The organism is Agromyces ramosus (genome assembly GCF_030817175.1).
Lineage (GTDB): Bacteria > Actinomycetota > Actinomycetes > Actinomycetales > Microbacteriaceae > Agromyces > Agromyces ramosus_A.
In genome coordinates, this window is the sequence record NZ_JAUSYY010000001.1 from 1,385,855 (window position 1) to 1,402,798 (window position 16,944).

The window sequence follows — 16,944 nt, forward strand, 5'->3', positions numbered from 1 at the left end:
GGGCACCCGGCTGGTCATTTCAGGCCGGCATTGGCGACGCCCTGGATGACGTACTTCTGCGCGAAGAGGTAGATGGCGAGCATCGGCAGGATGCTGATGACTGAGCCCGCCATCACGATGTCCCACTGCGTCGTGAACTGGCCCTGCAGTCCGGCGAGCGCGACCGGCAGGGTCTGCAGCTCCGGTGAGCGCAACACGACGAGCGGCCAGAGGAAGCTGTTCCAGCTCCCCATGAACGCGAACACCGCGAGAGTCGCGAGCGCGGGCCGGATGTTCGGCAGGATCACCGTCCAGAAGATCCGGAAGTGCCCGGCGCCGTCGAGTGCGGCCGCTTCATCGAGCTCGACCGGCACCTGGTTCATCGCCTGCCGCAGCAGGAAGATGCCGAAGGCGGCCGCGAACGTCGGCAGCAGCGCCCCGAGGTAGGTGTCGACGAGCCCGAATGCCTTCAGCTCGGCGAACAACGGCACCACGAGCACCTGCAGCGGAATCATCATCGTCGCGAGGTACACGCCGAACACGACGGTGCGACCCGGGAACGGGAGGCGGCTGAAGGCGTAGGCGGCCGTCGCGCTCGTGAGCAGTTGCACGAGGGTCGTGATGACGGCGAGCAGCATGCTGTTGCCGACGACCCGGGCGAACGGCACCTGCTGGAAGAGCTGCACGTAGGCGTCGAGTGAGGGGTTGGCCGGCACGAGCGATGGGGTCGAGCTGAGCCCGGCCCCCGGACTCAGCGAGGTCACGAGCGTCCAGTAGAACGGGAAGAACATCGCGAGGGCGCCGATCACCATGACGGTGTGCAGCAGCACGCTGCGGCCCATCGCCGCGCGCGCCGCAGCGGTGCGCGCCGCAGCGGTGCGCGCCGGGGCGACGCGCGGCCGGTCGGCTCTGAGCGTCGTCGTCTCAGCCATAGTTGACCCACTTGCGCTGTCCGCGGATCTGCACGACCGTGACCGCGAGGATGACGATGAAGAGCAGCCACGAGAGGGCGGATGCCTCGCCGGCCTTGCCGTACCGGAAGGTGAGGTCGTAGATCTGCTGCACGACCACCTGCGTCGCGCCGCCCGGCCCTCCTCCGGTCATCGCGTAGACCTGGTCGAACACCTGGAATCCGTTGATGAGCGAGATCACGATGACGAAGAACGTGGCGGGCGACAACAGCGGCAGGGTGATGGAGAAGAGCCGGCGCCACCAGCCCGCGCCGTCGACGCGAGCCGCGTCCACCAGTCCGGGGTCGATCGCCTGGAGGCCGGCGAGCAGGATCACCATGACGAAGCCGAGATCCTTCCAGGCCGACGCGAGGATGATCGACGGCATCGCCCAGGCCGGGTCGGACCACCAGCCGGGGCCGGCGATGCCGAAGAACCCGAGCACGGTGTTCACCACGCCGTTGCTGGGGTTGAGGAGCCACCGCCACACGAGGGCGACGACGATCCAGCTCGTGATGACGGGCAGGAAGTAGACACCGCGCAGCAGCGTGCGGCCGCGCAGGGCGGTGTTCAGGGCGATCGCGATCGCGAGCCCGCCGATGTAGACGAGGGGCAAGTAGCCGACGATGTAGTACACCGTGTGCAGGAACACGTGGGCCGTCTCGGGGTCGGTGAGCAACGTGGCGTAGTTGTCGAGCCCCACCCATTTCGCGGGGGAGAGCAGGTTCCACTCGGTGAGGCTGATCCACGCGGCCGCGACCATCGGGCCGAGCACGAAGAGCACGAGCGGGATGGCGCTCGGCAGCATGAAGGCGAGCACGGTCAGCGCATAGCGCCGCTTGGCACGAGCCGAACGGCGGGGGCGCGGATGCTCGGGCGCGACCCCGATGACGCTTCGCGGCAGTTTCCCGCCGACTTCGGCGGCGACGTCGCCGACGAGCGCGGTCATGATCGACCCGCCTGCTCGACGAGCCGGGCGCGGATCAGCCGGCCCTGGTCACCGGATGCCCCGGCCGAATCGAACGGCGTCGCGAGCACGAGCGCGGCGGCACCCTGCGCCCAGCTCTCGTCCTGCCATGTCTCGACCTCGACCGGGAGGCTCCGCCGGTGGCGGAGGAGATGCGCGCGGAAGGCCGGCTCGAACCCGTGCGACCAGTGCCGCCACGACAGCGTGCCCTCGCCGAGCACCACGACGAGGGCGGGATCGATCGTGTGGACCACCCCCGCGAGCGTGCGGCCGAGCAGCCGTCCGGCATCGCGGAAGATGCCGATCGCGCGCTCGTCGCCGGACTCGGCCGCGGCGTGCAGCTCCGTGATGACCCCGCGTGCGGCGATGACCCCGAGTTCGCGTCCCCGGGCGACGAGGGCGGCTTCGCCGATGTGCGCCTCGAGGCATCCGTCATTGCCGCAGCTGCATCGCGGGCCGTCGTCGCTGATCGGGATGTGGCCGATCTCGCCGGCGCCGCCCGAGGCAGCTCGCAGCACGCTGCCGTCGACGACGATGCCGGCGCCCACGCCCGTGCCGATCGTGACGACGAGGAAGTTGTCGTGCGCACGGCCGAGCCCGAACAGCCGCTCGGCGACCGCGAGCGCGTTGACGTTGTTCTCGACGATCACCGGCAGGTCGAGGGCGCGTCGCAGTGCGCGGCCGAGCTCGACGCCCGTCCAGCCGAGCTGCGGGGCGTCGACGATGCCGTCGCCCGGCAGGTCGACGGTGCCGGGCACGCCCACCCCGACGCCCAGGAGGGTCGCGCCCGTGCCGTCGGCGATGAAGTCGCTGATGCGCGCGATGAGCTCGGCGAGGTAGGTGCTCGACGACGCGTCGAAGGGCTCGCTCGCGGAGCGCAGCACGCGTCCGTCGATGCCGACCTCGACGAAGGCGACATGGTCGGCGACGACCTTGACGCCGATGGCGCGGCCCGAGGAGGTCGCGAGTCCGAGCATCCGCGCCGGCCGGCCGCCGCTCGAGGGCGCCTGCTCGAGTTCGATGACGAGCCCGTCGGCGATCAGGTCCTTCACGAGCTGCGTCATCAGTGCCGGGGAGACGGCGAGCACGCGCGCGAGTTCGGCGCGGGAAGCGGGCCCGTTCGCGCCGAGTTGCGCGAGGATCGCCGACCGATTGAGGTCGGTGCGGATGGTGGGGCGGATCGCCATTGATTCCTCGAAGTGGTCGCCGTGCGGGTCTGGAGTTAATTTAGATCTAAATTAACTCCAGAAGCAAGCCATCGCGCAGAATCAGGACGTTCGGTCGGCGACCAGGGAGATCACGGTGGCGACGACCACGCGGTCGGCCTCGGCTTCGGTGAGGCGGCCTCCGCGCAGTTCGCCCGCCGCAGCGTGCAGCACGGCGGTAAAACAGGCGCTCAGCCATTCGGCTCTGAGGTCGCGTCGCATGGCGCCGTCACGCTGACCCCGCGCGATGAGCCCCTGCACGCGGGCCATCGGTTCCGCGTGGTGGGCCAGGATCCGGTCGTTCGAGAGCGACTCCTCTGCGGCGCCGAGCAGGCGGTGGAAGGTTTCGACGATGCGCCACGACCTGCGGACGAGCCGCTCGAGGGCGGCGACCGGATCGCCATCGAGGTCGATTCCGGCGAGGTCGGCCTCCGAGCGGTCGATCGTGCGGATCAGCACGGACTCGAGCAGCAGCTCGCGGGACGAGAAGTGCCCGTAGACCGTGACCCGACCGACCCCGGCCGCCTTCGCGATGTCGGCCATGCTCGCGGTCGGGTCCTCTGAGAGGCACTCGATCGCCGCGTCGAGGATCGCGTCGCGGTTGCGCACCGCATCGCTTCGAGGTGCTCGGGTGACGGTCATGACTTGACGCTATCTCAAACATCGGTGTATGAGTTAATAACTCGTACAGCAGTGTTCAAGATAGGAACCGCACATGACGCATCCGCAGCCACCGCAACTCGCTTCTCGGTCGAGCGCCTCCTCGCGAGGCGACCGGCTCGCGCTCGTCGTGCTGTGCCTCGCGCAGGCGATGCTCGTGCTCGACGTCACCGTCGTCAACGTCGCACTCCCGGTGATGAGCCGCGAACTCGGGCTCCCGGAGGGTCTCGCCGGATGGGCGGTCGCCGCCTACGCCGTGACGTTCGGCGGCCTCCTCCTGCTCGGAGGCCGACTCGCCGACGTGTTCGGCACCAAGCGGATGCTCCCCGCCGGGCTCGCGGTCTTCACGGTCGCCTCGCTGGCCGCCGGTCTCGCATCGAGCGCGGAGTGGTTCCTCGCCGCCCGCGCCGTGCAGGGCGTCGGGGCGGCCCTCCTCTCACCCGCCGCGCTCGCCGTGCTGCTCCATCGGTTCGACGGCGCCGCCCGGCATCGGGCACTCGCGGTCTGGGGTGCCGTGGGCGGCGGAGGCGCGGCAGTGGGCGTGCTCCTCGGCGGACTACTCGCCGGCGGACCCGGCTGGCGCTGGATCTTCTTCATCAACGTGCCGGTCGGCGTTCTCGTCGCCATCGCCATCGTGGTGTTCGGCGTCGCCGTTCCCGTCGCACGGCGCCGCGAGCGCGTCGACGTCGCAGGGGCCCTGCTCGCGACCGCGGGCGTCGGGAGCCTCATCGCCGCGCTCTCGGCGTCGACCTCGGACGAGGGCGCGCTCGCTGCGGGCCTGGCGGCGCTCGGCGCTGCGCTGCTGGCCGCGTTCGTCGCAGCCGAGCGCCGCGTGTCTCAGCCGCTCGTACGCCTCGAGCTCGTGCGCTCGCGACCCGTCGCCACCGGCTCCCTCCTGATGCTCGTCGCGACCGGGCTCCTCGTGGGCGGACTGTTCATGCTCTCCTTCGAGCTGCAGGTGGGGTCGGGGTGGTCGCCGATCGAAACCGGGCTCGCATTCCTCCCCATCTCGGTCGCGATCGTCGCCGGGGCGCACGTCGCCGGCCGCGCCGTCGGCCGCGTCGGCGCCCGGATCGTCGGCTCCCTTGCGCTCCTCGTCGCCGCCATCGGCCTCGGCACCACCGCGGCGGCGACCTCCATCGTCGGCGCCGAGTTCCTCGCCATCGCCGGCATGACGGTGGCCGCACTCGGGCTCGGCGCGGCCTTCGTCTGCGCGAGCACCACGGCCCTCTCGGGCGTCGACGGCACGGAAGCCGGTGCGGCATCCGGTGTCCTGAACTCGTTCCACGAGCTCGGCAGCGCCGTCGGCGTAGCCGCCCTCGGGGCGATCGCCGCGACGAGCATCGGCGTCGGATTCCAGCTGGCCGCCGTGGTCGCCGTGGTGGCGGCAGTCGTCACGGCGCTCGCGGTGGCATCCGGCGTGCCGCGCGCGGGCGCGCACTTCGTGCACTGAGCGGGCGGCGGCGCCTGCCGGGCGGCGGGCGCTGCGGCATCCGTCGTCCGCATGCGTTCGCCCCGGCACCGAACTGGCACCGGGGCGAACAAAGCCGATCAGGACGCGGCAGCCGTGGCGTACGCCGTCTGCGCGACCGAGCCGTAGTACGGCCCGAACATCGTGTTCGCGATGTTGTTGTACCCGAAGCTGTTGAGCGAGTTCTGCGCCCCCGAGCCGAGGAACCACGGGCCGCCCGAGGAACCGCCGGTCATGTCGCACGGAATGCCCTGCGACTGCGTCTGGCCGTAGGGGTCGGGGGTGGCGGTGCCGGCGCATGACTTGAGCGTCTGCCCGTCGAAGGGGGCGGCCGCCGGATAGCCGAACGCCTCGTAGGCGAGCCCGCGCGCCTGGTTGAACGCGATCGCCGTGGCGCCGACCGTCTGCGCGAGGGTGCGGCCGTTCAACGGCGCCACCTTCACGAACGCGGTGTCGTAAGAGATGTCACCGCCCTTCGTCCACTGGGTAGGTGCCGAGAACGAGGTGGCCGCCCACTGCCCGTAGGGCGCCGCACCGTTCTGGTACGCGGGAACGAAGATCCAGCGGCTCGCGAACTTGCCACGACCCTCGTGCACGCAGTGGCCCGCCGTCGAGACCACGCTGCCGTTCGCGGCGCTCACGGAGTTGGCCGAGCACACGTAGTTGCGGCCGCTGAGAGTGAAGAACACCTTGCCGATGTTCGGGACCGGCGTCTCGTCGGTCGCGTACAGCTCGATGTCGGGAACCGGCGCGGGCTTGCCGTACGTGACCGGGTCCCCCTTCGCGACCTTGCTCGCCGGCGTCGATGCCACCCGGTCGGCGACCAGCACGTCGGCCGGGATCGCGGCACGCATGCGCTCCGCGGTCCAGTACTCGGCGGCGGTCGCCGTCTCGGATGCCGCGATGCCGACGTGATCGACCCCCGGCGATCCGGATGGCGGCGCGGCGACGGCCGCCGTCGGCGCGGCGAGCAGTGCGCACGCGACGAGCGCGGCACCGACGAGCCCGGAGCGAAGTGACGTGAATCTCATGGATGTGTCCTCCCTGGCGGCGGCTCGGTCCCCCCGGTCGGCGCACCGGAGCCGCGGTGAACTGAACTGCGGGAGAGCGTGTCACACGTCCCCCGTTCGCGGGAGTGCCGACGGGCAGGTTCGTGAGGATCCACCAACATCGGCGCGGAACCGAAGAATGCCTGCCGCGCCCATGCCGGGACGGCTAGGCTCGGCGTTTGGCCACGCAGCGTGCACCCGTGTGCTCAGCTGAGCAGCAGCAGCCGCTCAGGCGGTTCACACGCGCACGTGTGGGAGGATTGACGAGTCCTGCTCGGACGCTTCCCCCACCTTCGAGGAGCCATCGCTTCGCATGTGCGGCATCGTCGGCATCGTGTCAACCGAACCCGTCAACCAGCAGATCTACAACAGCCTCCTCCTGTTGCAGCATCGCGGTCAGGACTCCACGGGCATCGCCACGGCCGACGGGCCGATCTTCCACATGGCGAAGGCCCGCGGGCAGGTGCGCGAGGCGTTCCGCACCCGCGACATGCGCTCCCTCATCGGCAACATGGGCCTCGGCCACGTGCGCTACACGACCAAGGGCGCGGCCGAGCGTGAGGAAGAGGCGCAGCCGTTCTACGTGAACGCGCCGTACGGCATCATCCTCGTGCACAACGGCAACCTCACGAACACCCGTGAGCTCTCGAGCGACCTGTTCTCGATCGACCGCCGGCACGTGAACTCCACGAGCGACACCGAGATGCTGCTCAACGTCCTCGCGACCGAGCTGCAGGGGCAGATCAAGGGGCTCGACCTCGATCCCGACCAGGTGTTCCAGGCCGTCGAGCAGGTGCACGAGCGCGTCGAGGGCTCCTACGCGGTCATCGCGCTCATCGCGGGCTACGGCCTGCTCGCGTTCCGCGACCCGTTCGGCATCCGCCCGCTCATCCTCGGCAAGCGCCTGACCGAGGCGGGCAAGTCCGAGTGGATCGTCGCGTCCGAGTCGCTCGTGCTCGAGAACGGCGATTACGAGATCGTGCGCGACGTCGAGCCCGGCGAGGCGATCTTCATCGGCCTCGACGGCGAGATGACCTCCCGCCAATGCGCGAAGAACCCTCGCCTCGTGCCGTGCTCGTTCGAGTACGTGTACCTCGCGCGACCCGACTCGGTCATGAACGGCATCTCGGTCTACGAGGCGCGCCTGCGCATGGGCAACCGCCTCGCCACCACGATCGAGACGCACATGGACAAGGGCGACATCGACGTCGTCATGCCGATCCCCGACTCCTCCCGGCCGGCCGCCATGCAGGTGGCGCAGAAGCTCGGCATCGAGTACCGCGAGGGCTTCTACAAGAACCGCTACGTCGGCCGCACCTTCATCATGCCCGGGCAGGCCGAGCGCAAGCGCTCGGTGCGGCAGAAGCTCAACGCCATGGGCACCGAGTTCAAGGGCAAGAACATCCTCATCGTCGACGACTCGATCGTGCGCGGCACGACCTCGAAGGAGATCGTCGAGATGGCCCGGGCCGCCGGCGCCAACAAGGTCACCTTCACCTCGGCGGCTCCCCCGGTGCGCTTCCCGCACGTCTACGGCATCAACATGCCGTCGCGGCGCGAACTCGTGGCGTTCGGCCGCAAGATCCCCGAGATCGCGTCCGAGCTCGGCGCCGACCACATGATCTACCAGGAGGTCGCCGACCTGCAGGCCGCGATCACCGAGGGCACCTCGATCGAGCAGCTCGACATGTCGTGCTTCACGGGCGACTACGTCACGGGCACCGTCACCGAGGAGTACCTCGAGTGGGTCGAGAAGACGCAGCTCTCCTGAGCTCGCCGCGACATCCCGTCCTGTCGGGGGTCTCCTCCAGACTGGCGTGATGGGATTCACACGCAGCGGCGTCGCCCGCACGTCCGTGCTCGAGAGATCGCCTATGAAGAGGCCGGGCCCGCTGACGGGCCGGTCGCGGTGCTCTCGCACGGGTTCCCGTACGACGTTCGGGCGTTCGACGAGGTCGCCGACCTGCTCGCGGCATCCGGAGTCCGCGTCATCGCACCGTACCTGCGCGGCTACGGCCCGACCAGGTTCACGGATGCCTCGACGTTGCGCTCGGGCGAACAGGCCGCGCTCGCCCAAGACCTCGTCGACCTGCTCGACGCCCTCGGCATCGAACGCGCCGTGGTCGGCGGCTTCGACTGGGGCGGCCGCGCGGCGTGCATCGTCGCGGCGCTGCACCCCTCGCGCGTCGCCGGGCTCGTCACCGTCGGCGGCTACAACATCTTCAACCCGGCGCTCGCCGAAGAGCCCACGCGCCCCGAGTGGGAGGCCACGTACTGGTACAAGTACTACTTCCACTCCGAAGCGGGCCGTCGCGGGCTCGAGCGCTACCGCGATGAGCTCTGCGAGCTGCTGTGGACGACGTGGTCGCCCGAGTGGGCCGACGCGGCGAGGGCCTTCCGCGCGAGCGCGCCGAGTCTCGCGAACCTCGATTTCGTCGACGTGGTGATCCACTCCTACCGCCACCGCTCGGGGCTCGTCGACGGCGACCCGCGGTATGCCTCGATCGAGGCGGCGCTCGCCGCAGAGCCCCCGATCACCGTGCCGACGGTCGTCCTCGAGTCGGGCGCCGACGGCATCGGCGGGCCGAACGGCGCTGAAGACCGCGAGTTCTTCACCGGCCCGTTTGCCTTCCGTGAGCTGCCCGGCATCGGGCACGACCTGCCGCAAGAGGCGCCGCGAGAGTTCGCCGAGGCGGTGCTGAGCCTCATCTGAGGCCGCACGGGGCACGAGACCGCGTGGCACACGGCCAGCGGCGCACGTTGGTCGCGGCGGAGCACCGTCTTCGATGCGCCGACGCGACGACCATGCGCCGAGCGAGAAGTGCGAGAAGACGCGCGAACTCGCCGGGGGCGGCCCCGACAACTCGCCCGGCCGCCGGTAGCATGACCGCATCGGCGCGACGTTGGGGAACGGAGGGCGGCGTGAATGTCCTGCTCGGTGGGGTCATCGTCGTCATGGTCACGGCGATCACCGTCACCCTCATGCTCCTCGTGCGCCGGCGTGCACCCGAAGGGAGCTACTTCACCGACGGTGACCGTGCCTCGGGGGTGTTCGGCGTTCTCGCCACCGGCTTCTCGGTGCTGCTCGGATTCATCATCGTCATCGCGTTCCAGTCCTACGACGAATCGGTCACGGGGGCCGAGGCCGAGGCGACGATCGTGGCACAGCAGGTCGAGACCGCCCAGTTCATGCCGGCCGACGCCGCCGAAGCGCTCACCGGGCAACTGGTCTGCTACGCCCGCTCGGTCGTGGGGCCCGAGTGGGAGTCGGTCGAGCAGGGCACGCTGGGTGACGCGATCAATCCGTGGAACGCGGAGATGTACCGCACCCTCAAGGCCACCGACCCCCAGACCGCCGCCGAGCAGTCGGCGTACGACCGGTGGATGGACCAGACGAGCGAACGCGAGCAGGCGCGCCTCGACCGCGTGCACGGTGCAGAGGGGCTCATCCCGCCACCCCTCTGGATCATCCTGTTCGTGATCTTCGGTGTGCTGCTCGTCTACATGCTGTTCTTCGCCGATCCGGCTGAGGGTGCAGTGACGCAGGGGATGCTGATGGGCAGCGTGACGGCGATCATGACGATGCTCCTGCTGCTGCTGGTCTACTTCAACGACCCCCACGGAGGCGGGGTGGGACAGTTGCAGCCGAACGCCATGGAGCGCACCCTCCGCCTGATCGACGCCGAGCTCGACGTCGCCGGGCTCGACCTGACCCTGCCGTGTGACGGCGATGGCCGAGCGCGCTGACGAGGGATCGCGTGCGAGCGATCCCCTCGAACTCCTCGTCACGGTGCTCCTCGTCGTGGCCGCCGTCGCGACGTCGTGGAGCAGCTACCAGGCGACACGGTGGCACGGCGAGCAGGCCCAGGCGACGAGTCGCACCAACGCCGTGCGCATCGAGGCCGCCCGCGCGTCGAGCCTTGCCGAGGCCGAGACCGAGGTCGACGTAGCCACGTTCATCGCGTGGGCCGACGCGGACCAGAACGGAGAGCAGGAGCTCGCCGCGTTCTATCTCGACCGCTTCCGCCCGGAGTTCGGTGTCGCGTTCGACGCGTGGATCGCGACGAACCCCTTCACCGACCCGGGCGCCCCCGAGACGCCCTTCGCCATGCCCGAGTACCAGGTCGCGTCCAAGCTCGATGCCGACCGACTCGACGCGGAGGCCGAAGCCTCGGCCGACGAGGTGCGCCAGGATATCCAGCGCGCCAGCAATTACGTGTTGAGCGTCGTGCTGTACGCCGTGGTGCTCTTCTTCGCGGGCATCAGCACCAAGCTCGCGAGCCGCCGCCTGCGGATCGTCATGCTCGCATCGGGCGCCGCCGTGCTCCTCGCCGCCATCGTGTGGGTGGCGACGTTCCCGATCAGCATCGGGCTCTGAGTCGAAGCCGAGGCTCGAGCGACCGACGCGGGCCTACTCGTCGACGTGATGTGTCGACGAGTGCTCGACGGTCACCGAGCGGGCGCGGTGGGCGGTCGTGCGGTCGATGACGAGGGCCACGACCGCGCCGAGGGCGGCGCCGATGGTGGCGCATCCGAGCAGCAGGAACCCGAACACCTGGCCCTTGTCGAACTCGATCAGCTCACCCTCGACGGCCGGCTCACCCGAGAACGCGAAGGTGAGGATCAGCGCGGCGACCGCACCGAGCACGGCGCCGAGCGCGATGAACGTGCCGTAGCGGGGCGCCCGGCGCACCGTGACGGTGTCGCTCGTGACGTCGGTCTCGAGCGGCTCGGGCGCGACGGGGACTCCGCCGACGCTCACCACGGGGTAGTGCTCGGGCTTCTCAGGGGAGTTCTGCGTGTCGCTCACCCCTCTATTGTCGCTCAGCCGAGCGCCACGATCACCGAGAGCACGGTGAGCAGTGCGACGACGGGCGTCATCGTGTACCGCTCGGACTTGCTGCGCGAGATCGCATTCATCGGGATGCCGATGGCGAAGTACGCCGCGATGACCCATGCGCCCACGTCGACCACGAGCTCGGGCAACACCATGGGCACGAGTTCGGCCTTCATGAGGAACACCCAGGCGAACACGGCGTAGAGCACGATCGAGATGACGCTGCCGATGCGCTTCGCCCGAGGCAGGACGCGGTCGGCACCGCCCCACGCGAACCGGCCGAGCGGCGCTCCGAAGACGAGCGCGAGCTGGAAGACGGCGAGCGCGCCGAGGACGACGCAGAGCAGGATGGCGGCGATCGCGGCAGGAGTCACGGGGTGATCGTATCGGCCCCGCCAGACGTTCCCGGCGTGGAGCTGCCGAGCACGGGCAGCACCGCCGCGAGGTCGGCGCGCTGGCCCGACGCGTGCACCCGGCCGGCCACGCGGGCGTCAGCCCAGCTGAGCGTGCCGATCGCGAGGGCGAGCCAGGTCGAGGCATCCGTCTCGACGACGTTCGGGGGCGTGCCGCGCGTATGCTTCGGGCCCTCGATGCACTGCACGGCGCCATACGGTGGCACGCGCACCTCGACGGTGCCGCCCGGGGCGTGCTCGGCGAGCAGTTGCAGCGAGTACCGCACGGCGAGGGCGAGGGTCGTGCGATCGACGGATGCCGCGGCATCCGCACCCCCGGGCGTCACCCGCTGCACGACCTCGAGGGCCGCCCGACCCAGCTCGTCGTCGATCCTCGCGCGCGCCATGTCTCCATCTTCGCGCACCCGTGGGTGTCAGGAGTCGGCGGGAACCCGTCCGGAGGGGGCGATCCCGCGCACCGTCAGGATGAGGATCATCACCGCACCGGCGACGATCGCGATGTCGGCGACGTTGCCGATGAAGAGGTCGCCGTAGCCGATGAAGTCCACGACGTGGCCGCGCCCGAAGCCCGGCTCGCGGAACAGGCGGTCGCCGAGGTGCGTGAGTGCACCCCCCAGCAGGAGCCCGATGGCGATGGCCCAGCCGACCGATCGCACCCGCCATGCGAACACCGCGGCGACGACGGCCGCCCCGGCGGCGACGATCGCGAGCACCCAGGTGAGCTCGGTGCCGATGGAGAAGGCCGCGCCGGGGTTGTGGACGAGCACGAACCGGATGAGGTCGCCGATCACCGGAACGGTACGGCCGTCGTCGAGCCAGGTCACCGCCCACCATTTCGTGCCCTGGTCGACGAGCACCACGACGGCGGCGATGCCGAGCACCCACCAGAACAGTCGGGGCCCGCGTGCCGGTGCGGCGACCTCGTCGTCGCCGGAGGGGTCTGGTGCGCGGTTCGCGCCGGTGCTGTCTGGGCTCACCCGCCCCATTATCGCGGGCCGACGAGGCACCGCCGACCCGTGCCGCGGCGCGCAACACGGACCCCGGCTCCCGCACGACGCGGTAGCCTGAACCGGTGAGAATCCTGGTCCTCGGCTCGGGCGCGCGCGAGCACGCCATCATCCTCGCGCTCCTCGACGAAGACGCCCGGCACGAGATCATCGCGGCCCCCGGCAACGCCGGCATCGCGGCATCCCACACCTCGTCGTCGCGTGGCAGCGTCACGACCATCGCGCTCGACCCGACCGATCCCGTGATCGTCGCCGACTACGCGATCGACAACGACATCGAGCTCGTCGTCATCGGCCCCGAGGCCCCGCTCGTCGCCGGCGTCGCCGACGCCCTGCGCACACGCGGCATCGCGGTGTTCGGTCCGGGCAAGGCCGCCGCCGCCCTCGAGGGGTCGAAGACCTTCGCGAAGCGAATCATGGAGTCCGCGGGCGTGCCGACCGGCCGTGCGGCGCTCGCCGACACGCTCGACGATGTCGAGCAGACCCTCGACGAGTTCGGCGCTCCCTTCGTCGTGAAGGCCGATGGCCTCGCGGCCGGCAAGGGCGTGCTCGTCACCGAAGACCGCGATGCCGCGCTCGCCCACGCCGCCCACTACCTGCAGCAGGGGCCGGTGCTCGTCGAGGAGTTCCTCGACGGACAGGAGGTCTCGCTCTTCCTGCTCTCCGACGGCACGAACGTGCTGCCGCTCTCACCCGCGCAGGACTACAAGCGCCTCCGCGACGGCGACGCCGGCCCGAACACGGGCGGCATGGGCGCATACTCGCCGCTGCCGTGGCTCGACGACCAGTTCGGCAGCGAGCAGCAGTTCGTCGACGAGGTCATCGAGAAGATCGCGCTGCCCACCGTGCGCCGGCTCGCCACCGAGCAGACGCCGTTCATCGGCCTGCTCTACGCGGGCCTCATCCTCACGCCGCGCGGCATCCGCGTGATCGAGTTCAATGCGCGCTTCGGCGACCCAGAGACCCAGGTCGTGCTCCCCCGCCTCGAGACACAGCTCTCGGGCCTCCTCTTCGCCGCGGCGACGGGGGGGCTCGGCGGGCTGCCGCGCCCGGTGTTCCGGCCGGATGCCGCGGTCACGGTCGTGCTCGCGAGCGAGGGGTATCCAGAGGCCCCCGAGACGGGGCGCACCATCGAGGGGCTCGAGGCCGCGGCATCCGTGCCCGGCGTGCACCTCGCGCATGCCGCGACGGCGATCGGCACCGCGAGCTCACCCGACGACATGCCGCCGCTCATCGCCACGGGCGGACGGGTGCTCAACGTCGTCGCCGTCGGAAGGGACTTCGGCGAGGCGCGGCGCCGCGCCTATGAGGCGCTCGCGCATGTGCGCCTCGACGGCGGCCAGTACCGCACCGACATCGCGGCGCGCGTCACAGAGTAGGAGTCACGATGACGAACACCGGTGAACTGCCCGGCTGGACGCACATCTATTCGGGCAAGGTGCGCGACCTCTACGCGCCCACCAGGCTGCTCGACGACGACGACAGCTGGACGGGCGATCCGTTGCACCTCTCGCCGGTCGTGCTGGTCGTCGCGAGCGACCGGGTGAGCGCCTTCGACGCCGTGCTGACGCCCGCCATCCCGGGCAAGGGCGAGATGCTCACCGCCCTCACCCGATGGTGGTTCGACCAGCTCCCCGAGGTGCCCAACCACCTCGCCCATCCGCTCGACGACCGGCTCCAGGCGCTCGAGCTGCCCGAGGTCCCCGCCGAGGTCGCGGCTCGCGCCACGCTCTGCCGCACGCTCGACATGTTTCCGATCGAGTGCGTCGTGCGGGGGTTCATCACCGGCGGCGGCTGGAAGGAGTACCATGCCACGGGCGCCATCGGCGGCATCCCGCTACCAGAGGGGCTGCAGAACGGCGACCGCCTGCCCGAGCCGATCTACACGCCCGCGTGGAAGGCTCCGCTCGGCGAGCACGACGAGAACATCACCTACGAGCGCACCGTCGAGCTCGTGGGCGACGTCGTCGCCGCGCAGCTGCGCGAGCTGTCGCTCGAGATCTTCGCGCGCGCGTCGGCCATCGCCGAGGCGCGCGGCGTGATCCTCGCCGATACGAAGTTCGAGTTCGGCGCCGACCGCGACACGGGCATCGTGACCCTCGCCGACGAGGTGCTCACCTCCGACTCGAGCCGCTTCTGGGACGCCGAGGTGTACGCCACCGCTGCGACGCCCGAGCTGCGCATGGCGAGCTTCGACAAGCAGATCGTGCGCGACTGGCTCGCCGCGAACTGGGATCAGGATGCCTCCGAGGAGCCGCCGACGCTCCCGCACGAGATCGTCGAGCAGACCGCCGCGCGCTACCGCGAGCTGATCGAGCGGCTGACGTCGGGCGCCTGACTCCTACGACGTGCCGCCGCCCAGGTCGCCGTTGAGGAGCGTGACCCGGGCATTGAACACGGTCTCGGTGTCGGGCTCTCCGGCCCGGATCATCGGGCCGGCTGCGGCGGCATCCTGGTCGGAGACGCGAACGGGCTGAGCCCCGGTCGCCTGGAGCCGCTCTCGCGCCTCGTGTTCGACGAGCACGGGCACGAAATCACGGATCGGGTTGCCATCGAGCTCGTGATGCGCCTCGTGCACGACGGTCGCGATGCGCTCCCGCTGGAGCTGCGGGAAGCGACCGGCGAGACGGTCGATGACGGCATTCACGGCGTGCGCTTCATCGGGAGTTCCCATGCGGCCAGTCTGAGGTCCGGGCACGCCCGCGATCAAGAGCCGTTCATGAGGCTCCCAGCTAGTGGGCGTCTCATCCGGAATAGGGGCGCCGGAGCATGCGTTACCATTAGTTGTGACTACAACCAATGGCACCCGGGGTCCGGGACTGCTCGCCGCCGACACGGGCATGGGCGCGGTGACCCTGCGCGTCGGCGACCTCGACGGCATGATCCGGTACTACCGCGACGGCGTGACCCTCGAGCTGCTCAGCCACGACGGTGCGATCGCCGTGCTAGGGCGGGGTTCGACGCCCATCGTCATCCTCGAGCACGCGCCCGAGCTGCAGCACGCCGGGCCGCGCAGTGCCGGGCTCTTCCACACCGCGATCCTCTTCGACACCCGCGAGGCGCTCGCGACGGCGATCTACTCCGTCGCCTCGAAGCACCCCGGCACCTTCACCGGGAGCGCCGATCACCTCGTGAGCGAGGCGTTCTACTTCACCGATCCTGAGGGCAACGGCGTCGAGCTCTACTTCGACCGCGACCGCTCGCAGTGGAGCTGGACGCACGGCACGATCGAGATGGCGACGATGTACCTCGACCCGAACGCGTACCTGCGCGAGCACCTGAGCGAAGGAGCAGCGGATGCCGCGGCATCCGGTACCGGCCTCGGTGACGCGATCGTCGGGCACGTGCACCTCTCGGTCGGCGACATCGCGAGCGCCCGGGAGTTCTACGTCGACCGGCTCGGCTTCGAGACCACCGCGAGCCTCGGCACGTCGGCGCTCTTCGTCTCGGCGGGCGGCTATCACCACCACATGGCGATGAACACGTGGAACAGCGCCGGGGCGGGCAAGCGCCGGCTCGCGCTCGGGCTCGGCAGGGTCGAGATCGTCGTGCCGACCTCCGACGATCTCGGCGAACTGGGCGAGCGGATGTCCCACTACGGCGTCGCGACCCGCGACGACGGCCGTGTGCTCGCATTCGAGGACCCGTGGTCGAACCTCGTGGCGGCGCGCGCGGGCGCCTGACCGCCGGCCGCCGGCTGCGGGCCTCTCCGCACGCGGTCACCGCGCGGGCTTCGGCCCCTTCTTGTGCGACATGTCGTGGAACTCGGCGAAGCGCTGCCCGGGCACGGGCATCGGCGTGAGGTCGGGCCGCGCCCTCAGCCCGTCGAGCACGATCGTCAGCTGCCGGCGCCAGAACGGCAGGTACTCGCGCCCGTACTGCCCGAGCGAGCCCAGCATGTCGACGAGGATGCTCAGGTCGACGGCGGTGACATCGGGGCGGAGCGACCCCTCCACCTGCGCACGGCCGACGAGTCCGTCGATCGCCTCCTCGAAGGCGGCGCCCGGGCGATGCGACGGATCGAGTTCGGCGACCCGCTGCATGACCGCGGGCAGGTAGGGCTGGTCGGCGACCCAGGCGCCGAGGCGCTCGAGGTAGAGCTCGACCGACCGCCAGCCGGTCTCGGCACCGAGGATGTCGGACGCGAGATCGTGCAGTTCGGCGACGCCGGAGTCGTAGAGCTCGCGCACGAGCGCGTCGCGGTTCGGGAAGTGACGGTACACCGTGCCCGCGCCGACGCCGGCCCGGATCGCGAGCTCGTCGAGCGGGGCATCGACGCCGCGCTCGGCGAACAGGCGCCGCGCCTCGCGGAGCAGGCGCTCGTGGTTTCGTCGCGCATCGCGACGCGGCGAAGCAGCCGGGGTCACGCGACTCACTGTACGCCGCTCGTGGACTAGTATTCGGAG

General features: G+C 70.4%; 19 protein-coding genes. 8 read left to right on the forward strand and 11 right to left on the reverse strand.

Features of this window, described 5'->3' with window-relative positions; translation table 11 throughout:
* Window positions 1-14 precede the first annotated feature (14 nt).
* From QFZ26_RS06470 to QFZ26_RS06485, 4 genes are all read right to left on the reverse strand, one after another.
* Entirely contained in the window at window positions 15-911 is an 897-nt protein-coding gene (locus QFZ26_RS06470) for a carbohydrate ABC transporter permease (protein WP_307040371.1), read from the reverse strand.
* Window positions 904-1,878 (reverse strand): carbohydrate ABC transporter permease, encoded by a 975-nt coding sequence (locus tag QFZ26_RS06475; protein ID WP_307040374.1) that lies wholly within the window; start codon window positions 1,876-1,878, stop codon window positions 904-906. The genes QFZ26_RS06470 and QFZ26_RS06475 overlap by 8 nt, the downstream gene beginning before the upstream one ends.
* A complete protein-coding gene (locus QFZ26_RS06480; protein WP_307040376.1) occupies window positions 1,875-3,083 on the reverse strand; it encodes an ROK family transcriptional regulator in 1,209 nt (402 codons plus the stop codon). Before QFZ26_RS06480 ends, QFZ26_RS06475 begins: the two co-directional genes overlap by 4 nt.
* A gap of 81 nt (window positions 3,084-3,164) precedes the next feature.
* A complete protein-coding gene (locus tag QFZ26_RS06485; RefSeq protein WP_307040379.1) occupies window positions 3,165-3,743 on the reverse strand; it encodes a TetR/AcrR family transcriptional regulator in 579 nt (192 codons plus the stop codon).
* 73 nt (window positions 3,744-3,816) lie between these two features.
* Here QFZ26_RS06485 and QFZ26_RS06490 point away from each other — a divergent pair, with 73 nt between their 5' ends.
* Window positions 3,817-5,214 (forward strand): MFS transporter, encoded by a 1,398-nt coding sequence (locus QFZ26_RS06490; RefSeq protein ID WP_307040381.1) that lies wholly within the window; start codon window positions 3,817-3,819, stop codon window positions 5,212-5,214.
* Window positions 5,215-5,312: 98 nt separating this feature from the next.
* On the opposite strand, the gene QFZ26_RS06495 is transcribed toward QFZ26_RS06490, so the two are convergent.
* Complete coding sequence (locus tag QFZ26_RS06495) at window positions 5,313-6,263, reverse strand: trypsin-like serine peptidase (protein ID WP_307040383.1); 951 nt, start codon at window positions 6,261-6,263, stop codon at window positions 5,313-5,315.
* 331 nt (window positions 6,264-6,594) lie between these two features.
* Here QFZ26_RS06495 and purF point away from each other — a divergent pair, with 331 nt between their 5' ends.
* The 4 genes from purF to QFZ26_RS06515 all read left to right on the forward strand — a co-directional run bounded on the left by purF (window position 6,595) and on the right by QFZ26_RS06515 (window position 10,659).
* Window positions 6,595-8,052: an amidophosphoribosyltransferase gene (purF, locus tag QFZ26_RS06500; RefSeq protein ID WP_307040385.1), complete on the forward strand. Its 1,458-nt coding sequence runs from the start codon at window positions 6,595-6,597 to the stop codon at window positions 8,050-8,052.
* 138 nt (window positions 8,053-8,190) lie between these two features.
* A complete protein-coding gene (locus QFZ26_RS06505; protein WP_307040387.1) occupies window positions 8,191-8,994 on the forward strand; it encodes an alpha/beta fold hydrolase in 804 nt (267 codons plus the stop codon).
* Window positions 8,995-9,203: 209 nt separating this feature from the next.
* Window positions 9,204-10,028 carry a bestrophin-like domain gene (locus QFZ26_RS06510; protein ID WP_307040389.1) on the forward strand — a complete coding sequence of 275 codons (825 nt, stop codon included), beginning with the start codon at window positions 9,204-9,206 and terminating at the stop codon, window positions 10,026-10,028.
* Complete coding sequence (locus QFZ26_RS06515; RefSeq protein ID WP_307040391.1) at window positions 10,012-10,659, forward strand: hypothetical protein; 648 nt, start codon at window positions 10,012-10,014, stop codon at window positions 10,657-10,659. The genes QFZ26_RS06510 and QFZ26_RS06515 overlap by 17 nt, the downstream gene beginning before the upstream one ends.
* Window positions 10,660-10,692: 33 nt before the next feature.
* On the opposite strand, the gene QFZ26_RS06520 is transcribed toward QFZ26_RS06515, so the two are convergent.
* Genes QFZ26_RS06520 through QFZ26_RS06535 form a run of 4 tightly spaced genes read right to left on the reverse strand, consistent with a single transcriptional unit; the run spans window position 10,693 to window position 12,517 of the window.
* Complete coding sequence (locus tag QFZ26_RS06520) at window positions 10,693-11,091, reverse strand: potassium transporter Trk (protein WP_307040393.1); 399 nt, start codon at window positions 11,089-11,091, stop codon at window positions 10,693-10,695.
* 14 nt (window positions 11,092-11,105) lie between these two features.
* Window positions 11,106-11,492 (reverse strand): hypothetical protein, encoded by a 387-nt coding sequence (locus tag QFZ26_RS06525; RefSeq protein WP_307040395.1) that lies wholly within the window; start codon window positions 11,490-11,492, stop codon window positions 11,106-11,108.
* Window positions 11,489-11,917: a sterol carrier family protein gene (locus QFZ26_RS06530; protein ID WP_307040397.1), complete on the reverse strand. Its 429-nt coding sequence runs from the start codon at window positions 11,915-11,917 to the stop codon at window positions 11,489-11,491. Before QFZ26_RS06530 ends, QFZ26_RS06525 begins: the two co-directional genes overlap by 4 nt.
* Before the next feature lie 27 nt (window positions 11,918-11,944).
* Complete coding sequence (locus tag QFZ26_RS06535) at window positions 11,945-12,517, reverse strand: signal peptidase II (RefSeq protein WP_373460751.1); 573 nt, start codon at window positions 12,515-12,517, stop codon at window positions 11,945-11,947.
* 86 nt (window positions 12,518-12,603) lie between these two features.
* Here QFZ26_RS06535 and purD point away from each other — a divergent pair, with 86 nt between their 5' ends.
* Together purD and QFZ26_RS06545 are read left to right on the forward strand one after the other, a co-directional pair.
* On the forward strand, window positions 12,604-13,917 hold the full coding sequence (purD, locus tag QFZ26_RS06540; protein WP_307040401.1) for a phosphoribosylamine--glycine ligase: 1,314 nt from the start codon (window positions 12,604-12,606) through the stop codon (window positions 13,915-13,917).
* 8 nt (window positions 13,918-13,925) lie between these two features.
* Window positions 13,926-14,876: a phosphoribosylaminoimidazolesuccinocarboxamide synthase gene (locus QFZ26_RS06545; protein WP_307040403.1), complete on the forward strand. Its 951-nt coding sequence runs from the start codon at window positions 13,926-13,928 to the stop codon at window positions 14,874-14,876.
* Between the two features lie 3 nt (window positions 14,877-14,879).
* Here QFZ26_RS06545 and QFZ26_RS06550 read toward each other — a convergent pair whose 3' ends face one another.
* Window positions 14,880-15,212 carry a three-helix bundle dimerization domain-containing protein gene (locus QFZ26_RS06550; RefSeq protein ID WP_307040405.1) on the reverse strand — a complete coding sequence of 111 codons (333 nt, stop codon included), beginning with the start codon at window positions 15,210-15,212 and terminating at the stop codon, window positions 14,880-14,882.
* A 166-nt stretch (window positions 15,213-15,378) separates the two neighbouring features.
* On the opposite strand from QFZ26_RS06550, the gene QFZ26_RS06555 reads away from it, so the two are divergent.
* Entirely contained in the window at window positions 15,379-16,221 is an 843-nt protein-coding gene (locus QFZ26_RS06555) for a VOC family protein (RefSeq protein WP_307044957.1), read from the forward strand.
* 36 nt (window positions 16,222-16,257) lie between these two features.
* Here QFZ26_RS06555 and QFZ26_RS06560 read toward each other — a convergent pair whose 3' ends face one another.
* The gene (locus QFZ26_RS06560) at window positions 16,258-16,905 is read right to left on the reverse strand and encodes a TetR/AcrR family transcriptional regulator (protein WP_307040407.1); all 648 of its coding nucleotides are present in this window, start codon (window positions 16,903-16,905) and stop codon (window positions 16,258-16,260) included.
* Between the last annotated feature and the right edge of the window lie 39 nt (window positions 16,906-16,944).